Here is an 18,728-nt window from a genome sequence, read left to right as displayed (position 1 = left end):
AAATTACCTCGTCGTTTCAATTTAAAGTAGAACGACTATATATCCAGTACAACCAAAAAATACAAGTGTAATGTTTTCCTAATAAAAGAGTTGCTAACAATTTGAGAAAATTATTATTAGCAACTATTTTGTTCATTATGTCACTTAAATATCAATCCTTCTCCTGCCCCTCAAAATACAACCATTCTGCCACTTGTTTGGCAAAATAAGTCAGAATACCGTCAGCACCTGCCCGTTTGAAACAAAGCAAGGATTCTAAAATACAGTCTTTTTCTGCCAGCCAGCCATTTTGAATGGCGGCCATATGCATGGCATATTCGCCTGAAACTTGATAGGCAAAAGTAGGCACGCCAAAATATTGTTTAACACGATACACCAGATCCAAATAAGGCATACCAGGTTTAACCATGACCATATCCGCTCCTTCTTGTATGTCTAAAGCTACTTCTTGCAAGCCTTCGTTGCTGTTAGCGGGATCAAGTTGATAGGTCTTTTTATTGCCCCCTTTTAAATTGCCCGCTGATCCAACAGCATCACGAAAAGGTCCATAATAATTTGAGGCATATTTGGCGGAATACGCCATAATTTGGGTATTGACAAAACCTTGTTGCTCTAAGGCTTGACGAATATGCCCAATTCGTCCGTCCATCATATCACTTGGTGCAACAATATCAGCCCCCGCTTCGGCGTGGGAGAGTGCCTGTTTCACTAAGACTTCGCAGGTAATATCATTAAGCACATAGCCTTGTTCATCAATAATGCCGTCTTGTCCATGTAAGGTAAAGGGATCAAGAGCAACATCCGTTATCACGCCAAGCTGTGGATAATGCGTTTTTAATGCTCTTACTGCACGTTGTGCCAAGCCGTTAGGGTTATAAGCCTCTTCGGCGTTGAGGGATTTTTTTTGTTGAGGTACAACAGGAAATAAGGCGATGGCAGGCACGCCATATTTCACTAATAATTGTGCTTCAATTAATAATTGGTCAATGGTTAATCGCTCAATATTTGGCATTGAGGGGATTGGCTCTCGTTGATTTTCTCCCTCAATAACAAAAACAGGATAAATTAAGTCATCAACGCTTAATTTATGTTCTGCCATTAAACGGCGGCTAAAATCTTGTTTACGCATACGGCGTAAACGGCGAGCGGGAAAGCCTGTAAAAATTTGTGTTGTCATATTTTTATCCGAAGTTAATTAAAATGAAGATGTTTTCTTGCGATATTGGCGCCACGCAGGTAATCCTACCGCAATTAAAGTAGCACCAATCACTAAAATCACCCCTAAACTGGTTAGCCACGACAGGCTTTCGCCAAGCCAAATCATCGCAATAAATACACCAAAAACAGGTTCTAGGGCAATAATAATGCCAGCGTGGTTAGCAGAAATTTTTTGGATACTTTTATTCCAGCAGTGAATGGCTAACCAACCACAAGCCCAAGCAAGGTATAAAATCGCTAAAATGCCCTCTGAATTTGGGGTTATTTGCCAATTTTGGGTGAGCGTCAAGGTAAAAGGTAAACATAATAAGGGAGCAAGCCCTAATAATACACTGCTATAAACTTTAGGCTCAATTTCTTGTAGCAGGGTTTTGCCAAGGTATAAACAAAAAACAAAAGCAACCGCGGCAGCAATAATTAATAATACGCCGAATAGTGCCGTATTTCCTGCTTGGCGATGTGTTGAAATAACAATAAGCAAGATACCAATAAACACCACGATACTCATTAGCCAATCTAATAATTTCCCCCTTTGTTGAAAAAATAAAAAGCCAATAAGGACGGTAATCAAGGGTTCTGCCCCAACAATGGTAGCGGCAACAGAAGCGGAGGTATATTGCAAGCCAATAAACTGTAATAAAAAGGAAATGGGGAAATTTAATAAGGCTAACCACCATACTTTTTGGCGTAAGTGTGGGGGGATTTGCCGATAGGATTTGAAAAAGACAGGGGCGACTAATAGCCCAGCCAAAAGAAAACGAAATTGGGTTACCAATACAGGATCTGCCATAGTATAAGCAATTTTACCTGCGGTAAAGGAACTTCCCCAAATAAGTACCGCCAATAAGGCATAAAACATCAATTATTCCTTATGTTGTGATTCATTATTTTGTTCATTTTCTTCTTTTGGGCGATAAAAACGAGCAAAAATAACACCAACTTCAAATAATAAGCACATTGGAATGGCTAATAATGTTTGTGAAAACACATCAGGTGGGGTAAGTAACATACCAATCACAAAGGCGGCAACAATAATATAGGGGCGTTTTTGTCTAAGATCCTCTGGGGTGGTAATGCCTGACCAGCAGAGCAAAATAATTGCGACAGGCACTTCAAAACAAACACCAAAGGCTAAAAATAAGGTCAGTACAAAATCAAGGTAACTGCTAATATCTGTTGCGATGGCGACCCCCTCTGGTGCAGTTTTAGTTAAAAAAGCAAAAACAAGGGGGAATACCACATAATAAGCGAAAGCCACTCCCACATAAAATAATAAAGTACTGGAAAAAAGTAAGGGATAAATCAGGCGTTTTTCGTGCTGATACAGTGCGGGGGCGATAAATGCCCAAATTTGATACAAAATATAAGGCACTGAAACAAATACGGAGGCGATGAGTGTTAATTTAATAGGGGTAAAAAAAGGCGTAACAATGCTAGTGGCAATCATACTTGCCCCATTAGGCAACTGCTCCACTAAAGGTGCTGAAATGAGATGATAAATATCATTAGCGAAATACACTAATGCCAGAAATACCAATAAAATACAGGCAATGCAACGTAAAATACGGTTGCGTAATTCAATTAAATGGGAAATCAGTGGTTGGGATTCTTCAACGCTCATACAGGCTCTCGATTATTATCCAGCCGAAGAAAATCAAAGATTATGTTTTTTTCTATTATTTTCTGGTTTAGCTGGCACTAACTCTGTCTCTTCAGGGTGATATTGGTCAATATATTTTGCCAATAATTCATCTTGCTCAGCTAATTCAGCTTGATCATCTTCTGCTAATTGGGGTTGATTATCTAAAAGTGCGGTGTCTTTTTCTGTTGTTTTTTGTATAGATTTATCATTGTCTGAAACAGAATTAGACTCTGCTTCTGCTAAATCTTTGTCAATGGCACGCTGTACCTTATCCATTTCCGCTTGAATAGAAGATGTCGCAACTTGACCTTTACTCTCTAATTCCGCTTTCATTTTTTGTGCGGATTGTTTAAGTTCTTCTACGGTTTTGCTTAATTCTGGCGATAAGGATTTGAGGTTTAATTCTTCGGCTTTTTTGATATTGTCTTTTAATTCCTGTAATTTCAATTCTTGTGATAATTCATTTTGCACATTGCTGGCTAAATTACGCAAGGTTCTCACCCAGCCCATAACAGTGCGAATAGCAATCGGCATACGTTGTGGGCCTAATACAATTAGCCCCACAATCATCACTAGTACTAATTCAGAAAAACCAATATCAAACACGATTAAGCCTGTTCTTTTTCTTTCGCTTTTTCAGCTTCGTTTTTCACTTGCGTTGTCTCATTTTCAAGAGATTTAAACTCTGCGTCTTTCACTGCAGGTTCGTCTTCTTTCATGGCTTTTTTAAAGCCTTTAATTGACTCACCTAAATCTGATCCCAAGGTTCTTAATTTTTTTGTACCAAAAAGTAAGACAACGATTGCAACGATAATGAGAAGTTGCCAAATACTAATACCACCCATATAGTTTTCCTTATTATTAATTAATCAAACTTGCTAGAGTTTAGCCCTTTTAGCCCTGTTGAACAATAGCTTAAAGGAATTATTTTTTCTCTTCGCCATTATCGGCGAAAAAATAAACCATATAACCACAAAATTATGCTACTCACCAATGCCATAGAAATTAACCACGTCGGCAAGGTGGCGAATTGCCATAGGGTTGCCACAAAAATCACCGTTCCCACCCACAAAAAAGAAGATTTTCTTTGCTGTTTTTCTCGTTGTTGCAGTTGCTGATTAATTTGGCTTAATTGCAGTTGCATTGCTTTTTGTTGCTTTAAGGCATCAAATAAGGTCATAGGGAAATCCACCGCATGTTCACGCCAATAAGGTAATTGATCTTGCAATTTATGCCACAACATTTTTACCCCCATTTGTTGGGATAACCAATCTTGTAAGAAAGGTTTAGCGGTTTGCCATAAATCTAATTGCGGATAAAGTTGCCGCCCTAATCCCTCAATATATAATAAGGTTTTTTGTAACAACACTAACTGCGGTTGCACCTGCATATTAAAACGGCGTGCGGTATTAAACAGATTCAGCAATACTTGTCCAAAAGAAATTTCCGCTAAGGGCTTAGCAAAAATAGGCTCGCACACTTCACGAAACGCCTGCTCAAATTCGTCAATATTGGTATCTTCTGGTGTCCAACCTGATTTAACGTGCATTTCTGCCACACGGCGATAATCTCGGTTAAAAAATGCCACAAAACATTCCGCCAAATAACGTTTATCATGCTCATTTAAACGTCCAACAATACCACAATCAATGCCGATATACTGCGGGTCTTGCGGATGTTGTTCACTCACAAAAATATTGCCGGGGTGCATATCCGCATGAAAAAAGCTATCACGAAATACTTGGGTAAAAAAGACTTGTACCCCACGTTCCGCTAGCAATTTCATATCCGTACCATTGTCTTCTAAGCGTTGAATATCGGAAACAGGGATACCATAAATGCGTTCCATTACGATCACATTTTTATGGCAAAATTCAGGGTACATCGTAGGAATATAAAGCATCGGACTTTGTTCAAAATTACGCTTAAGCTGAATGGCATTTGCCATTTCATGGCGTAAATCCAATTCAGCTAACAAGGTTTTTTCATATTCCTGCACCACTTCCACAGGACGTAAACGATACCCCTCTTTACTTAACTTAGGCACCCAACTGGCTAATAAATACATCAAACTTAAATCTGCTTGAATGGTGGGCAAAATATGAGGGCGTATTACCTTAATCACGACCTCTTGCCCAGCTTGTTCTTGTTCAGCATTAAATTTAGCACAATGCACTTGTGCAATAGAAGCAGACGCCAAGGCTTGTGGATCAAAATCCACAAACCAACGTTCAAGTTTATCGCCTAAAGCTTGTTCAATTTGCTGACGAGCTAATTCGCCAGAAAAAGGTTCAACCTGATCTTGCAATAATGCCAATTCATCAGCAATGTCAGGGGGAAAGAGATCACGGCGTGTAGATAGCATTTGCCCTAGCTTAATCCAAACAGGCCCAAGCTGTTGCAACGCCAAACGCAAACGCAGCCCAAAGGATTTATCACTATGTTGATTATGTAACCAAAATAGCCCTTTTCTTGCCCAACGCAATATTCTGGTATGGCGATGAGTAGGTAACTCTTCATCAATGCCATAAATAAGAAAGGTTTTAACAATATGGTAAAAACGCTTAATTTGACTGATTTTCATAAAGTAATTTCGCAATACGTTGTTCTAAAAGTGCGGTCTGTTTGGCTAAAGTTTTGACTTCTTGATTAAAATCTTGCACCGCTAAACGAGGGGAAAGCAGCTGCCATTCTTCCGTTAAACGTTCGCCCCAATATTGTTGGCTAGTGGCAATATGCTGTTTTATATGGGTTGTTAAGTGGCGAGCAAAACTAACGCTACTATATGCCAACACATCGCCTAAATAAGGGGCTAATAATAAAGCAGGATCTTTTTCCAACTGTTCTAACAAGGCAACAAAATCTTGTAACACTTGTAAATCGCCATGCAAAATGATGGATTTATCATTAATCAATTGGCTTAATTGTGCTTTAGAAGGGGGATTAAATAATAAGTGACGTGCAATCGCCACATCGCAATCCGCTTGCTCCCCATATTGACCAACAACATCAATAGCCTGATCTGAAAAACACAAATAAATTTGTAAACCTTGAGATTGTAAACCTATCGCCAACACTTTACCTTGCAATTTCGCTAAATAAGGTTTGGCTTCAGGGCTATGATGCAATAAATGATTAAGCCCATTTTCTATCCCAGCTTGCAATAATTGTGTCAACATAATCAATCCCTAAAACTTATAACCACGATGCAATGCCACAATACCAGCGGTTAAATTATAATAACTGGTTTGCTCAAAGCCTGCTTGTTCCATCATAGATTGCAATTCTTGCTGGGCAGGGTGCATACGAATTGACTCCGCCAAATAACGATAACTATCGCCATCATTCACCACCACCTCACCAATTTTCGGCAAGATATTAAAAGAATAAAAGTTATAGGCTTGACTTAAAGGGGCAAAAATCGGTTTAGAAAATTCCAACACCAATAAACGCCCACCGGGTTTTAGCACACGATACATAGAACGCAAGGCTTTGTCTTTATCCGTTACATTACGCAGCCCAAAGCTAATCACAATACAATCAAAACTGTTATCGGGAAAGGGTAACATTTCCGCATTGGCTTGCACATAATCCACATTGCCGACTACCCCCAAATTACGCAATTTTTCTCGCCCTACTTGCAACATGGAGTCATTAATATCAGCAAGCACCACACGCCCAGTTTCCCCCACTAAACGGGAAAACTTGGCAGAAAAATCCCCTGTTCCACCAGCTAAATCTAAAATATGTTGCCCTTTGCGTACCCCACTACAATCAATGGTAAAACGCTTCCAAAGACGATGAATACCAAAGGATAATAAATCATTCATTAAATCATATTTGCCCGCCACAGAATGAAACACCTGTGCCACCATTTGTTGTTTTTTTTCTTTGGCAACAGTTTGAAAACCAAAATGAGTGGTTTCTGGATTATCAAGCTGGGGATCGGAATGAGAAAAGTGCGGTTGATTTTCAGAAAATTTTTTCATAATTAAGGGCATTATTCAGATCAAACATTGCCACATTATAGCAAAAAATCGAAACAAAACATCATTATCCTTGTGCTATGGTTGGTTCAATTTAAAATAAATATTAAGCATACATTGCAACATTGTATCCATATAGATACAATACACTCTCTAATATGGAGATAAAAATGTTATTCATTATCCAAACCGAATTGTTTCAATCTTGGCTATCTAAATTAAAAGATTTACAAGGAAAAGCGGCGATTATTCATCGTATTAATCGAGCAAAAAACGGCAATTTTGGCGACCACAAATCTGTTGGTGATGGTGTATATGAAATGAGAATTCCAAAAGGTCCAGGTTATCGAGTATATTATGCTAAGAAAAAAGAAATAACCTATATTCTTATTTTGGGAGGCAATAAATCAACACAACAAGAAGATATTAAAAAAGCAAAAGAATTATGGCAAGAAATAAAAAAACAGGAAAATGAAAATGACTAAAAAGATCGAATTAAAGGTTTTTGATACCGCAGAGTATTTAGATAGCGAAGAAATGATCGCCGCTTATTTAACTGAAGTGCTTGAAGAAGGCGATGTCAATGAATTTCTTTCAGCATTAGGCGAAGTTGCTAAAGCAAGAGGTATGACAGAACTTGCCGAAAAAACGGGATTAGGACGAGAAAGTCTATATAAGGCATTATCTGGTAAAAATAAACCTCGTTTTGAAACTATCGTGAAAATTATGAATGGGCTTGGATTTAAACTTGCTTCTATGCAAAGTTAATTCTATTTCAATACATTATCAATTGTCTCAGTTTAAAACAAAGCGGCACACAGAAGATAATATGGCGAGGAATGTTAACGTTGTACTATTTTAAAGTGAGGGGTTATATTGTTAAAGTGCGGTAAGTTTTTGAATTATTTTTTCACTTTTATTTCTCCGCCTTGGCTAACGGTTTTCGCCGTTGGCGACTTACTTTCTTTGCTGTTCAGAGAACAGAGGACGGAAGACAGAGGACAGAATAATGGCTACACTAATTTATTAGTATTTAAGATTAATACTGTCCTCAGTCCTCAGTATTCTGAATTTCACAGGGAATTTTTAAGGGGGAGTGATCGGATAATCAAGATTTTTGGAAAAAATCAAAAAACTGACCGCACTTTCCTCCCATTTTTAAAATAATCTCTCATTGAAACAAACATAAAATAAAAATGGCTATATGAACAATGAAAAAAATCACAGTATAATGCCCAGCATAGATTTATAAATCATTTCCATGGAAAATCATCATGAACACAACAAACAATCTCTGGTTCGCTTTTCTTTCCGCTTGTACGGGAATTTTATTATTTTGGGGAGCTGTATTAGCCTTACACCTGACCCTTGCTATATTTAGCTTACTGCTTACCTACAGCCTGAGCTTACTTATCGCAGAACGACTACAACGACATTTTCCTCAATTATCCCACCGCAAATTAATAGCGGTATCTGTTTTATTACTCGCCTTAATAACCCTATTCTATACCATCGGCGATTGGCTGGGGGATAGCCAACATAATGACTTTACCCATATCCCACAACAATTTGCCCAACTTTTTCAACAGTTACATTCCAGCTTACCTGAAAATATTAGCCGTTATTTACCCTCAAGTTTACAAGCCTTTCATCATTATTTTATTAACTGGTTACAACAACATAGCCTCGAGTTACAACAAATTGGCGGACATACTCTAAAAGGCATTGGCTATATTATTATTGGCATTGTAATAGGGGCAATTATGGCAATACAATATAAACCACATAACACCAATAAACCGCTAACCCAATCCCTACAAACAGGCTTTACCACTTTAATGACCTGTTTCAATCACGTCTTTCTTTCACAAATAAAAATTTCCGCCATTAACACCGCACTTACCGCCTTATATTTGGTGATTTTATTGCCTTTATTTCATCAACATCTTCCGTTAAAAACCTTACTTATTCTTTTTACGTTTTTAGTGGGATTATTGCCAATCGTCGGTAACTTAATTTCAAATTCAGTGATTGTCTTACTCAGTTTAACCATTAGCTTACCCCTAGCAGGGGCGTCTTTAATTTGGTTAATTTTTATCCACAAACTTGAATATTTCCTCAATGCCGAAATTATTGGACAAAAAATTCAAGCTAAAGCCTGGGAATTATTATTGGTGATGTTAGTGATGGAAGCATTATTTGGTATCGCAGGGCTAATCGTTGCGCCTATAGGTTATGCACAATTAAAATTAACCTTACAACAAAAAGAATTGATTTAAAGTGCCGTGGGTTTTTGAATTATTTTTTCACTTTTATTTCTCTACTTTGCTAACAGTTTCGCCCTTTTATCAAGGGGCGACTATAATCGCCCTTTTAAATTGAAACGACTATAAAAACTTGCGTACAGGCGCAAAACTTTTACGATGAATAGGTAAGGGGCCGAATTGTGCTAGTTTTTCTAAATGCAGTTTGGTGGGGTAGCCTTTATGTTTGGCAAAACCGTATTGGGGATATTGCTGATCCAAAAGTAACATTTCTTGATCTCGGGCGACTTTTGCGAGAATTGAGGCAGCACTAATTTCAGCCACAAGGCTATCGCCTTTGACTACCGCTTGTGATGGATATGACCATTTGGGTAGGCGATTACCGTCAACCAACACAAAGTCTGGTAATATCGCGAGATTTTCTACCGCTCTTTGCATGGCTAACATACTGGCTTGTAAAATATTGAGCTGATCAATTTCTTCTGCTTCGGCGCGCCCTAAGCTCCAAGCCAGTGCATTTTGTTTAATTTGTTCTGCCAGCAATAGTCGTTTTTTTTCACTCAGTTTTTTGGAATCCATTAAGCCTGCTATGGGTTTATTGGGATCTAAAATTACAGCTGCGGTTACCACCGCACCTACCAATGGGCCTCGTCCCACTTCATCAACGCCAGCAATATAATGTGCATTAGGATAAATAAATTCAACGGTCATTTTCTTGTTCCAATATTTGTTGCACTGCTTCAGCCGCTTGTTTATCCGCATCACGCTGGATGAATTGATGCAAATCGGTAAAACGTTGGATTAATTGGTTTCGCTTTTGTTGAGCTTGTTCATTGTCTGCGAATAACTCGCCGAGCTGTTGTGCTAAGTTATCTGGCGTACAATCTTGTTGGATCAGCTCGGGGACAAGCATTTCATTAGCAAGTAAATTCGGTAGAGAAATATATGGCGTTTTGACTAAGCGTTTAGCAAGCTGATAGGTAGTTGCTTTCATACGATAAGCAACCACCATAGGCGATTTACATAGCATCGCTTCCAACGCCGCTGTGCCTGAGGCTAATAAAGTGGCTTGGGCAATAATCATTGCTTGGCGTGCATAGCCGTTGAGTAAAATAAGATCTAATTCAGGGGCAACTTTGGCTTTTATTTGTTCAAATTGTTGGCGGCGAGCTGGGCTAGTAAAAGGTACTAAAAATTGTAAGTCAGGAAATTGTTGCTTTAATTTTTGTGCGGTCTGGAGAAAAGGCTCGCTTAAAAATTCAAGTTCTGTACGGCGGCTGCCCGGTAAAATTGCCATATAGCGTTGTTGTGGGTCTAATTGCAATAATTCACAAGCCTCATCTCGTGAAGGTTTTAAGGCAATGCTATCCGCCATTGTATGCCCAATAAAGCGACAAGGTACGTCAAATTTATCATAAAAGGCTTTTTCAAAAGGCAATAAGGCTAACACTTGATGGGTAGCTTGGGCAATTTTATGAATTCGTTTTTGTCGCCATGCCCACACAGAGGGGCTAACATAATGAAGGGTTTTTATCCCTTGTTGCTTTAGCTTTAATTCTACTGTTAAATTGAAATCAGGCGCATCAATCCCAATAAACACATCGGGGCGTTGTTGTAACATTTGTTGAATGATAAAACGGCGGATTTTAAGTAAACGCGGTAAATGCTTAACCACTTCACTTAATCCCATAACGGCAATGTCTTCCATTTCTACTAAACTTTGGCAGCCTTCCGCCTGCATTCTAGGCCCAGCAATACCAATAAAACGTGCATTAGGATAAATGATTTTTAAGGCTCGAATAAGCCCTGCGCCAAGAATATCACCAGAAATTTCGCCAGCGACAAGACCAATAAGCGGGTAATCTTTATTTTTTTCCATAGATAAAAAACACTTAAAAAAATGACCGCACTTTGAGTACGGTCGAGAAATCATTTGCTTTATTTAGCGAATAATACCACGAGTTGAACGCTTGAAGAACTCAATAAAGAAGCTGATTGCGGAATCTTTTTCGGCAATTTGTTCAATCTCTGGCATCACTTCGTCAAGGGTTTTACCACTACGATAAATGAGTTTATAGACATTACGAATGGAATGGAGCGTTGGCTTATCAAAACCACGTCGTTTTAAGCCTTCAATATTGACGCCAAAAGGTTGTGCATGGTTTCCTTGTGCCATTACATAAGGTGGTACATCTTGACTTACCATGGAGCCACCACCAAGCATAACATGCGCCCCCACAATGACAAATTGATGAATGGCAGACATTCCACCAACAATCACAAAATCGTCTAATTCTACATGCCCCGCTAAGGTTGCATTATTGGCAAGAATACAGCGATTTTTAATTTGGCAATCATGGGCGATATGGGCGTTAATCATAAAGAGGTTATCATCACCAATACGGGTTACGCCACCGCCTTGTACCGTACCACGATGAATAGTTACACTTTCACGAATACGATTGCGGTTACCAATAAAGGTTTTTGTGGGTTCACCTTGGTATTTGAGATCTTGATTCACTTCTCCAATACTCGCAAACTGGAAAATTTGGTTTTGTTCGCCAATTTTGGTAATACCATTTACCACCACGTGAGAATGTAGAACCGTTCCTTTGCCAATTTCAACCTCTTTACCGATGACACAAAAAGGCCCAATAACCACATTTTCAGCAATTTTCGCCCCTTGTTCTACGATTGCAGTTGGGTGAATTTTTGCACTTTGATGAATCATAATTTTCTCCCATCGTAAAGATTAACGACGTGCACACATAAGCACCGCTTCACAAGCTAGTTCGCCATCAACGGTAGCAATGCCTTTAAAGCGAGTTACCCCACGACGTTCTTTGATCACTTCCACATAGAGTTGCATTTGATCGCCCGGTACCACAGGTTGTTTAAAACGCACTTCATCAATACCTGCAAAATAGAAAAGTTCTTCATCGTTAAGATTATGAGTTTTAAACGCCAAAATTCCCATTGCTTGTGCTAAGGATTCTAAAATCAATACCCCAGGAAAAATCGGTTTATGAGGAAAATGCCCCGTAAAACAAGGTTCATTTACGCTCACATTTTTAATGGCTTTTAACCATTTTCCTTCCTCAAAATTAACCACTCGATCAACTAAAAGAAAAGGGTAACGATGTGGCAATAATTGCATAATTTCATTAATATCAACAATTCTTGCTGTGCTTTGTTCAGTTGTCATTTTAATCCTTGCTCGCTAAGTTATTAGTTATTTTGACGCTCTAATGCTTTCAAGCGTTTATTCATATTATCAATATTTAAAGTTAAAGCAGCGGTTTTACGCCATTCTTTATTTGTTTGTAAAGGGATCCCCGAAGAATAGACACCCGGCTCAGTGATAGGACGCATTACCATTCCCATACCTGTAATGGTAACTTGATCACAAATTTCCATATGCCCATTGATAACACTAGCACCACCGATAAGGCAATAACGCCCAACTTTTAGGCTTCCTGCCATAATGACACCACCAGCCACCGCTGTGCCTGTACCAATATGCACATTGTGGGCAATTTGACAGAGGTTATCAATAATCACATTATCTTCAATCACAGTAGCATCTAACGCACCACGGTCGATACAGGTACAAGCCCCTATTTCCACATTATTACCAATGATGACAGTTCCTGTTTGTGGAATTTTAATCCAACGTCCACGTTCATTGGCATAGCCAAATCCATCGCTGCCAATAACTGCCCCCGCTTGAATTAAACAATGCTCGCCAATTTGCACTTGATGATAAATACTCACATTTGCCCATAGTTGGGTGTTGGCACCAATTTTGGCTTGTTTACCAATAAAGCAATTTGCACCAATTACCACATTATCACCAAGCTCAACCCCATCTTCAATGACGCTATTAGCCCCGATAGACACATTGTGACCTAATTTTGCAGTGGCTGAAATTACCGCACTTTCCGCAATACCTTGGGCAGCTTTTGGTGTGCTATCCATATATTGTGCCAGTAACGCATAAGCAACATAAGGATCTTTAACAATTAAGAGGTTACTTTGTGCTGAGCAATAGCTAACATCTTGTTCTGTTACAATAATGGCACCTGCTTGGCAATGCGATAATTGTTCACGAAATTTAGGATTGGAAATAAACGTAATTTGCTTATTGTTCGCCTGCTCTAAAGGGGCAATGCTCTCAATCAAAATATCGGCGTTACCCCTAAGGGTAGCACCGATTTGTTCTGCTAATTGTTGTAGTTGATATGCCATTATTTAGCCTGTGCTGGAATTGCTTTTAAAACCTCTTCCGTAATATCTTTTCCATCGCCATATACCACAGAATTTGCATCTAACACTAAGGTATATTTTTTATCTTTTGCCACTTTATCGGTAGCTTGTTGAATACTTTCTAATAGTTTTGTTCTTTCTTCCGCTTGACGTTTATCATAAGCCACTTGGAATTCTTGAGCTTGTTTGTCATGCTCAGCCACTAATTTATTAATAGCTTCTTCCGCTGCCGCTTGTTGTTTATACAGATCTTCTTGACGTTTTTGTAACTCTGAAGGACGCTGTTTTGGATCTTTAGCATCTTTTTCTAACTTCGCCACTTGGTCATCGATTTTCTTTCTTTCTGCCTGAATTTTCTCTTCAATGGCTTTTTTGCTAGCCTCTAATTTTTCTACCTGAGGTTTAAATTCCGCATCTAATTTTTCTTCTGTTGCTTTACGATCTGGGTGATTTTGGAAAAGGTAGCCAGCATTAATAAAAGCAATATTTTCAGCGGCATTTGCTAAACCTGAAGTGAATGCTAACGCTAAAGAAAGTGCGGTCACTTTTAAAACTTTTTTCATAAGATTTTCCTTAATTTTGATGATTGAGTAAATAATAACTTACCATAGGATCTCATTTTAAACATAAATCCTATGGTAAAGGTTTTTTAATTAGAAGGTGCCACCGATACTAAACTGGAATTGTTCAATTTCGTCACCATCATATTTTTTAATCGGTTTTGCGTAAGAGAACACCAAAGGCCCAATCGGCGATTGCCATTGTAATGCTACCCCAGCGGAAGCTCGTACTCTGGTAGGATCACCATAGTCAACGGTAGTAACACTAGCACTAAGTCCCTCTTTATCTTTTTTCCAATGAGTATTCCACACACTTGCTGCATCAACAAAGACAGAGGTTCTTACTGAACGTTGGTTTTTATCTGCCACAAATGGGGTTGGGAAAATTAATTCCACACTGGCGGTTGCCATGGCATTACCGCCAACCACATCGCCGTTAATATAATCATAACAAGTTGCGGCTGCCGTTACGCTTTGACAACTTGAATTAGAGGCATTTGATTGCGACATATAAATGGCTTGAGGCCCTACCCCACCGTATGCAAAACCACGCAAGGAACCTAATCCACCAGCGGTATAATATTGATAGAATGGTAAACGTTTACCGCCAAAGCCATCGGCATAATTTGCCCCTATTTTTCCTGATAATACCCAAGTATGATCACGATTTAGTGGATAAAAACCTGTGGCATCAAAGTTTAATTTATAGTATTTATTATCAGAGCCCGGTGCGGTAACCCGTCCACCTAATGTAGCTTTAATCCCAGATGTTGGGAAATAACCACGATTTAAACTGTTATAATTCCAACCAAAGGAGACATCAAAATCGCTGGCTTTAAATTTCCAATCATCAAAGTTCATGGATTGCAAATATAAAGAGCGGTTATATTCTGGGAAAACATTTTTTAACTTATTATAGGTGTAGCCTGCACCAATATAAAAAGCATTATTTTCATTAACTGGAAAACCTAAGGTACCATTAATACCGTAAGTGGTTCTTGCATAAGACGCAATACTATCGTTATTTGAGTTATCATAGGTTTCATAGAAAATATTCCCGCCTAAGCTAACCCCATCTTTGGTAAAATAAGGCTCATTATAGCCTAAGCTCACACTTGTTCCATAATCGTTACGTGAACCTGATAAGCTAATGGAAGACCCCATACCTAAGAAATTATCCTGCTTAATACTTGCCTGATAACTTAAACCACTTTCTGTACCATAACCAATACCAAAGTTAATACTTCCCGTATTACGTTCTTTGACTTTATAAATCACATCAAGTTGATCATCAGTGCCTTCTACGGGAACGGTTTTATAATCAACGGTTTCAAAAAATCCTGTGCGTTCTAACCGCACTTTGCCTAGCTCAAGTAAGCTCGCTGAAAGCCAAGTTCCCTCTTGTTGGCGCATTTCTTGGCGCAAAGTAGAATCCGCACTCACATCATTACCTTCAAAGCGAATACGACGTACGGAATAGCTTCGTCCTGCATCAACCACAAAGGTTAAAGCAACGGTATGACTGTTATCATCAAATTCTGGGTGTAAATTAATGGTTGCCGTGGCATAACCACGTTCACCTAATTTGGCTTTAATGGCTTCTTCTACGGTATTAATATTTGAACCACGGAAAATTTCGCCTACTTCAATATGTTGTAAAGCGGGTAATAATTCCGTACTCATTCCAGCGGTATCTCCGACAATACGCGCTCCACTAACACGATATTGAGCTCCTTCATTCATATCAATAGTAACTTCAACAGTGGTATCTTTTTCTTTGCCGTCAATGACTTCTGAAGGATTAATTTGCACATTTGTATTCGTAATTTGAAATTTTGCATAGCCCTGATTGAGATAGAAATTACGCAAGGTTTCAAGATCAAGTTCAAATTTTTGTTGTTCAAACTTATTTCCCCATAACTTCCACCAAGAATCGGGTTGTAACTCAATTTGTTCTAATAACTTACTATCACTAAAATGCTCATTACCATGGAAAGTGATTTGTTTTAAAATCGCCATATCATTTTCTTTGATAACCAGTTTTACCTCGGCACGATTATTAGGTAAACGATTAATCACTGTTTCAACTTTCGCATCATAACGTCCTACGCTACGATAATGTTCTTCTAAACTCTGGCTAAAAGCCTTGAGTTTTTCATTATTTAACACTTCGCCTGTCGCAATACCATTGGCTTCTAAATTTTGTTTTAATGCCTCTGTAGGGACAGCCTTATTACCTTCAATCACAATATCCGCGATAACAGGGCGTTCCACAACGGAAATCACTAAGGTATTACCATCACGAGAAGCACGTACATCTTCGTAAGCATTTTGCAAAAACATGGAACGAACCACATTAGCAATATCATTATCTGTTGCTCGTTGCCCAACCCGAACAGGTAAACTTGCAATAATGTTGCGTTCTGTACTCGGTTGTACGCCTTCTACGCGAATATCTTGTACCACAAAAGGTGCGGCAAGAGCCGATCCTGTTGCGCCAAATAGTAAGCTAGTAATAAGAAGTTTTTTCATCGTAACAATGATCCTGTGTAATCAAATAAATGGTTTGTAGAAGAAACTACAAGCGTAAAAAATCATTAAATAATGCAAAAAATGTTAACATTAGCAATAAAGTTGCGCCTATTCGATAACTGATTTCTTGCACACGGGCGGATAATGGCTTACCGCGTATGGCTTCTGCGGCGAGAAACACTAAATGTCCACCATCTAAAACAGGCAATGGAAATAGGTTCATAATGCCTAGATTCACACTAATGAGTGCCATAAAACTTAAATAATAAACAAATCCTATTTCTGACGACACGCCAGCACCTTTAGCAATAGAAATTGGGCCACTTAAATTATTTAAGGATAAATCACCTGTGAATAATTTACCAATCACTTTTATAGTAATCCAACATAATTGGAGCGTTTTTTCTATGCCTTTTTGCAAAGACTCAAGCATACCATATTTTAATTCAGTACGATACTCATCAGAAATCGGGTCAAGAGTTGGTGCTAAACCAACAAACCAACGCTGTTCATTTTTCTCTGGTAAAATTTCTCTGTGGTAAATTTCACTATCACGCTCAAAGGTTATCTCTAAAGGCTGACCATTTGAATCCTGTATCATTTGCACAAATTGTTGCCAATCTACCTGTTGCTGTCCTACAGCAATAATCTTATCACCCGCCATTAACCCTGCTCGCTCAGCCGGTGAATCCGCAACCACATTAGACAAGGTCATACTCACTTTAGTTCGCATAGGCTCAATGCCTAAGGCAGAAAATGCACTTTCTTTGTCGGGATCAAAACGCCAATGTGATAAATTTATTGTTTTTTGTGTTTCAATGCCTGTTTGTATATCTTTCAATAAGATAGCCACTTGTTGGCTTCCCATTTTGGTAGCAAGCAACATATTTACAGTTTCCCAGTCTGGCGTTTTGCTGCCATCAATCGCCATAATTTGATTATCTGGTCGGATATCTGCTTGAGCAGCCAAAGATTGTGCTTGAACCTGTTCTATCACTGGCTTTACTGTAGGAATTCCAATTAAATAGATTACCCAGTAGGCAAAAATCGCAAACAAAAAATTCGCCAAGGGGCCTGCTGCAATAACAAAGGCACGCTGTGCCACGCTTTTCTGATTAAAGGCTTGAGATTTTAATTGTTCTGGCACAGTTTCATTGCGTTCATCAAGCATTTTTACATAACCACCAAGGGGGATAAGAGAAATGGCAAATTCTGTCCCTTGTTTATCTCTACGAGACCAAATCACTTTGCCAAAACCAATAGAAAAACGATGAACTTTTATACCGCACTTTCGTGCCGCCCAAAAGTGTCCATATTCATGTACCGCAACCAAAACGGCGATAACAATAATAAAAGCACCTAAAGACCATAAAAATGACATAACGGATTATCCTATAACACAAAAAAGTAAAAATAGCTGAAGAATGGCACTGCTGCCGTTAAACTATCAATGCGGTCGAGGATACCACCATGCCCAGGAATTAACTGGCTACTGTCTTTAATTCCTGCTTCACGCTTGAACATACTTTCGGTCAAATCTCCCACAATAGAAATGGCGACCGTTGCGACAGATAATAAGATAAATTCACTCAGTGGAATAGCGCCATTAATTTGGGTAAATTGCAAAAATAACCAAGCAAAAATTGCTGCTGTTACTAATCCTCCTAACACCCCTTGCCAAGTTTTTCCGGGAGAAACTTTAGGGGCAAGTTTATGTTTACCAAATTGACGCCCTGCGAAATAGGCACCTGAATCCGCCGCCCAAACGAGAACAAAGACATATAACAGAAGTACGACACCATGATAAGGATCTAAGGTATATTGGCTTAAACGTAAACTTAACACGCCAACAAAAAAGGGAATTAAAGTTACAAAAGCAAAGAGAATTTGTGCCACAATATTACGTCCCCAACGGGCAATACTGCTAGGATAAAGGGCGATTAAGCTAATAGCAACAAGCCACCAAATAACGGAAATCAATAATAAAAATTCGCTAGATTGTAAAAATACACGTCCTATGACTAACTCATTGAGACCACTATACAGCCAGAGAAATAAAAGTGCGGCACTTATTACGGTAATTAACCCACGTAATAAAGTGGATTTTAATTGGGGAAATTGTGTCCATTCCCAAATGGCTAAGACAATCACCGCCCCTAAGGCTAAAGCAAAATAGAAAGGTGGAAAATAAAATAATACGGCAAATACAGCCAGAATAAGCACGATTGCCGATAAAATTCGTTGTTTTAGCAAAACCCTA

Annotated in this window: 20 protein-coding genes; 3 read left to right on the top strand and 17 right to left on the bottom strand. The window is 38.7% G+C overall.

Annotation, left to right across the window (positions count from 1 at the left end; all coding sequences use genetic code 11):
* Nucleotides 1-151 precede the first annotated feature (151 nt).
* From hemB to ubiE, 8 genes are all read right to left on the bottom strand, one after another.
* Nucleotides 152-1,177, bottom strand: a complete 1,026-nt coding sequence (gene hemB, locus EV694_RS00215) for a porphobilinogen synthase (protein WP_132687590.1) — start codon at nt 1,175-1,177, stop codon at nt 152-154.
* A gap of 18 nt (nt 1,178-1,195) precedes the next feature.
* Nucleotides 1,196-2,077, bottom strand: a complete 882-nt coding sequence (locus EV694_RS00210; protein ID WP_132687588.1) for a DMT family transporter — start codon at nt 2,075-2,077, stop codon at nt 1,196-1,198.
* A gap of 3 nt (nt 2,078-2,080) precedes the next feature.
* Nucleotides 2,081-2,839, bottom strand: a complete 759-nt coding sequence (tatC, locus tag EV694_RS00205; RefSeq protein ID WP_132687585.1) for a Sec-independent protein translocase subunit TatC — start codon at nt 2,837-2,839, stop codon at nt 2,081-2,083.
* Nucleotides 2,840-2,872: 33 nt separating this feature from the next.
* On the bottom strand, nt 2,873-3,466 hold the full coding sequence (gene tatB, locus EV694_RS00200; RefSeq protein ID WP_132687583.1) for a Sec-independent protein translocase protein TatB: 594 nt from the start codon (nt 3,464-3,466) through the stop codon (nt 2,873-2,875).
* A 2-nt stretch (nt 3,467-3,468) separates the two neighbouring features.
* A complete protein-coding gene (gene tatA / locus EV694_RS00195; protein ID WP_132687580.1) occupies nt 3,469-3,705 on the bottom strand; it encodes a Sec-independent protein translocase subunit TatA in 237 nt (78 codons plus the stop codon).
* 98 nt (nt 3,706-3,803) lie between these two features.
* Nucleotides 3,804-5,444: a ubiquinone biosynthesis regulatory protein kinase UbiB gene (gene ubiB, locus EV694_RS00190; protein WP_132687577.1), complete on the bottom strand. Its 1,641-nt coding sequence runs from the start codon at nt 5,442-5,444 to the stop codon at nt 3,804-3,806.
* Entirely contained in the window at nt 5,425-6,039 is a 615-nt protein-coding gene (locus tag EV694_RS00185; RefSeq protein ID WP_132687574.1) for a ubiquinone biosynthesis accessory factor UbiJ, read from the bottom strand. The genes ubiB and EV694_RS00185 overlap by 20 nt, the downstream gene beginning before the upstream one ends.
* A gap of 9 nt (nt 6,040-6,048) precedes the next feature.
* Entirely contained in the window at nt 6,049-6,849 is an 801-nt protein-coding gene (ubiE, locus tag EV694_RS00180; RefSeq protein WP_132687571.1) for a bifunctional demethylmenaquinone methyltransferase/2-methoxy-6-polyprenyl-1,4-benzoquinol methylase UbiE, read from the bottom strand.
* A gap of 167 nt (nt 6,850-7,016) precedes the next feature.
* Between ubiE and EV694_RS00175 the strand changes: the two genes are divergently transcribed.
* The 3 genes from EV694_RS00175 (at nt 7,017) to EV694_RS00165 (ending at nt 9,125) form a co-directional block, all read left to right on the top strand.
* Nucleotides 7,017-7,331 (top strand): type II toxin-antitoxin system RelE/ParE family toxin, encoded by a 315-nt coding sequence (locus EV694_RS00175; protein WP_132687569.1) that lies wholly within the window; start codon nt 7,017-7,019, stop codon nt 7,329-7,331.
* The gene (locus EV694_RS00170) at nt 7,324-7,614 is read left to right on the top strand and encodes an addiction module antidote protein (RefSeq protein ID WP_132687566.1); all 291 of its coding nucleotides are present in this window, start codon (nt 7,324-7,326) and stop codon (nt 7,612-7,614) included. Before EV694_RS00175 ends, EV694_RS00170 begins: the two co-directional genes overlap by 8 nt.
* A gap of 506 nt (nt 7,615-8,120) precedes the next feature.
* Nucleotides 8,121-9,125 carry an AI-2E family transporter gene (locus tag EV694_RS00165; protein WP_132687563.1) on the top strand — a complete coding sequence of 335 codons (1,005 nt, stop codon included), beginning with the start codon at nt 8,121-8,123 and terminating at the stop codon, nt 9,123-9,125.
* A 108-nt stretch (nt 9,126-9,233) separates the two neighbouring features.
* Here EV694_RS00165 and rnhB read toward each other — a convergent pair whose 3' ends face one another.
* From rnhB to EV694_RS00120, 9 genes are all read right to left on the bottom strand, one after another.
* The gene (gene rnhB / locus EV694_RS00160) at nt 9,234-9,821 is read right to left on the bottom strand and encodes a ribonuclease HII (RefSeq protein ID WP_132687560.1); all 588 of its coding nucleotides are present in this window, start codon (nt 9,819-9,821) and stop codon (nt 9,234-9,236) included.
* On the bottom strand, nt 9,811-10,989 hold the full coding sequence (lpxB, locus tag EV694_RS00155) for a lipid-A-disaccharide synthase (RefSeq protein WP_132687558.1): 1,179 nt from the start codon (nt 10,987-10,989) through the stop codon (nt 9,811-9,813). The genes rnhB and lpxB overlap by 11 nt, the downstream gene beginning before the upstream one ends.
* Nucleotides 10,990-11,052: 63 nt before the next feature.
* Nucleotides 11,053-11,841, bottom strand: coding sequence for an acyl-ACP--UDP-N-acetylglucosamine O-acyltransferase (gene lpxA / locus EV694_RS00150; RefSeq protein ID WP_132687556.1), 789 nt, complete (start codon nt 11,839-11,841; stop codon nt 11,053-11,055).
* Between the two features lie 21 nt (nt 11,842-11,862).
* On the bottom strand, nt 11,863-12,315 hold the full coding sequence (gene fabZ, locus EV694_RS00145) for a 3-hydroxyacyl-ACP dehydratase FabZ (RefSeq protein ID WP_132687553.1): 453 nt from the start codon (nt 12,313-12,315) through the stop codon (nt 11,863-11,865).
* Nucleotides 12,316-12,338: 23 nt separating this feature from the next.
* On the bottom strand, nt 12,339-13,358 hold the full coding sequence (lpxD, locus tag EV694_RS00140) for a UDP-3-O-(3-hydroxymyristoyl)glucosamine N-acyltransferase (protein ID WP_424580032.1): 1,020 nt from the start codon (nt 13,356-13,358) through the stop codon (nt 12,339-12,341).
* Nucleotides 13,358-13,939 carry an OmpH/Skp family outer membrane protein gene (locus EV694_RS00135; RefSeq protein ID WP_132687549.1) on the bottom strand — a complete coding sequence of 194 codons (582 nt, stop codon included), beginning with the start codon at nt 13,937-13,939 and terminating at the stop codon, nt 13,358-13,360. Before EV694_RS00135 ends, lpxD begins: the two co-directional genes overlap by 1 nt.
* 90 nt (nt 13,940-14,029) lie before the next feature.
* The gene (gene bamA, locus EV694_RS00130) at nt 14,030-16,468 is read right to left on the bottom strand and encodes an outer membrane protein assembly factor BamA (RefSeq protein ID WP_132687546.1); all 2,439 of its coding nucleotides are present in this window, start codon (nt 16,466-16,468) and stop codon (nt 14,030-14,032) included.
* A 46-nt stretch (nt 16,469-16,514) separates the two neighbouring features.
* Nucleotides 16,515-17,849: a sigma E protease regulator RseP gene (gene rseP / locus EV694_RS00125; RefSeq protein WP_132687544.1), complete on the bottom strand. Its 1,335-nt coding sequence runs from the start codon at nt 17,847-17,849 to the stop codon at nt 16,515-16,517.
* Nucleotides 17,850-17,860: 11 nt separating this feature from the next.
* Nucleotides 17,861-18,721, bottom strand: coding sequence for a phosphatidate cytidylyltransferase (locus EV694_RS00120; protein ID WP_132687542.1), 861 nt, complete (start codon nt 18,719-18,721; stop codon nt 17,861-17,863).
* Nucleotides 18,722-18,728 lie beyond the last annotated feature (7 nt).

Source organism: Volucribacter psittacicida (assembly GCF_004339025.1).
Taxonomy (GTDB): Bacteria; Pseudomonadota; Gammaproteobacteria; order Enterobacterales; family Pasteurellaceae; genus Volucribacter; species Volucribacter psittacicida.
Note: the sequence above shows the minus strand (reverse complement) of the source record. Positions and strands in the feature narration are given on the sequence as shown.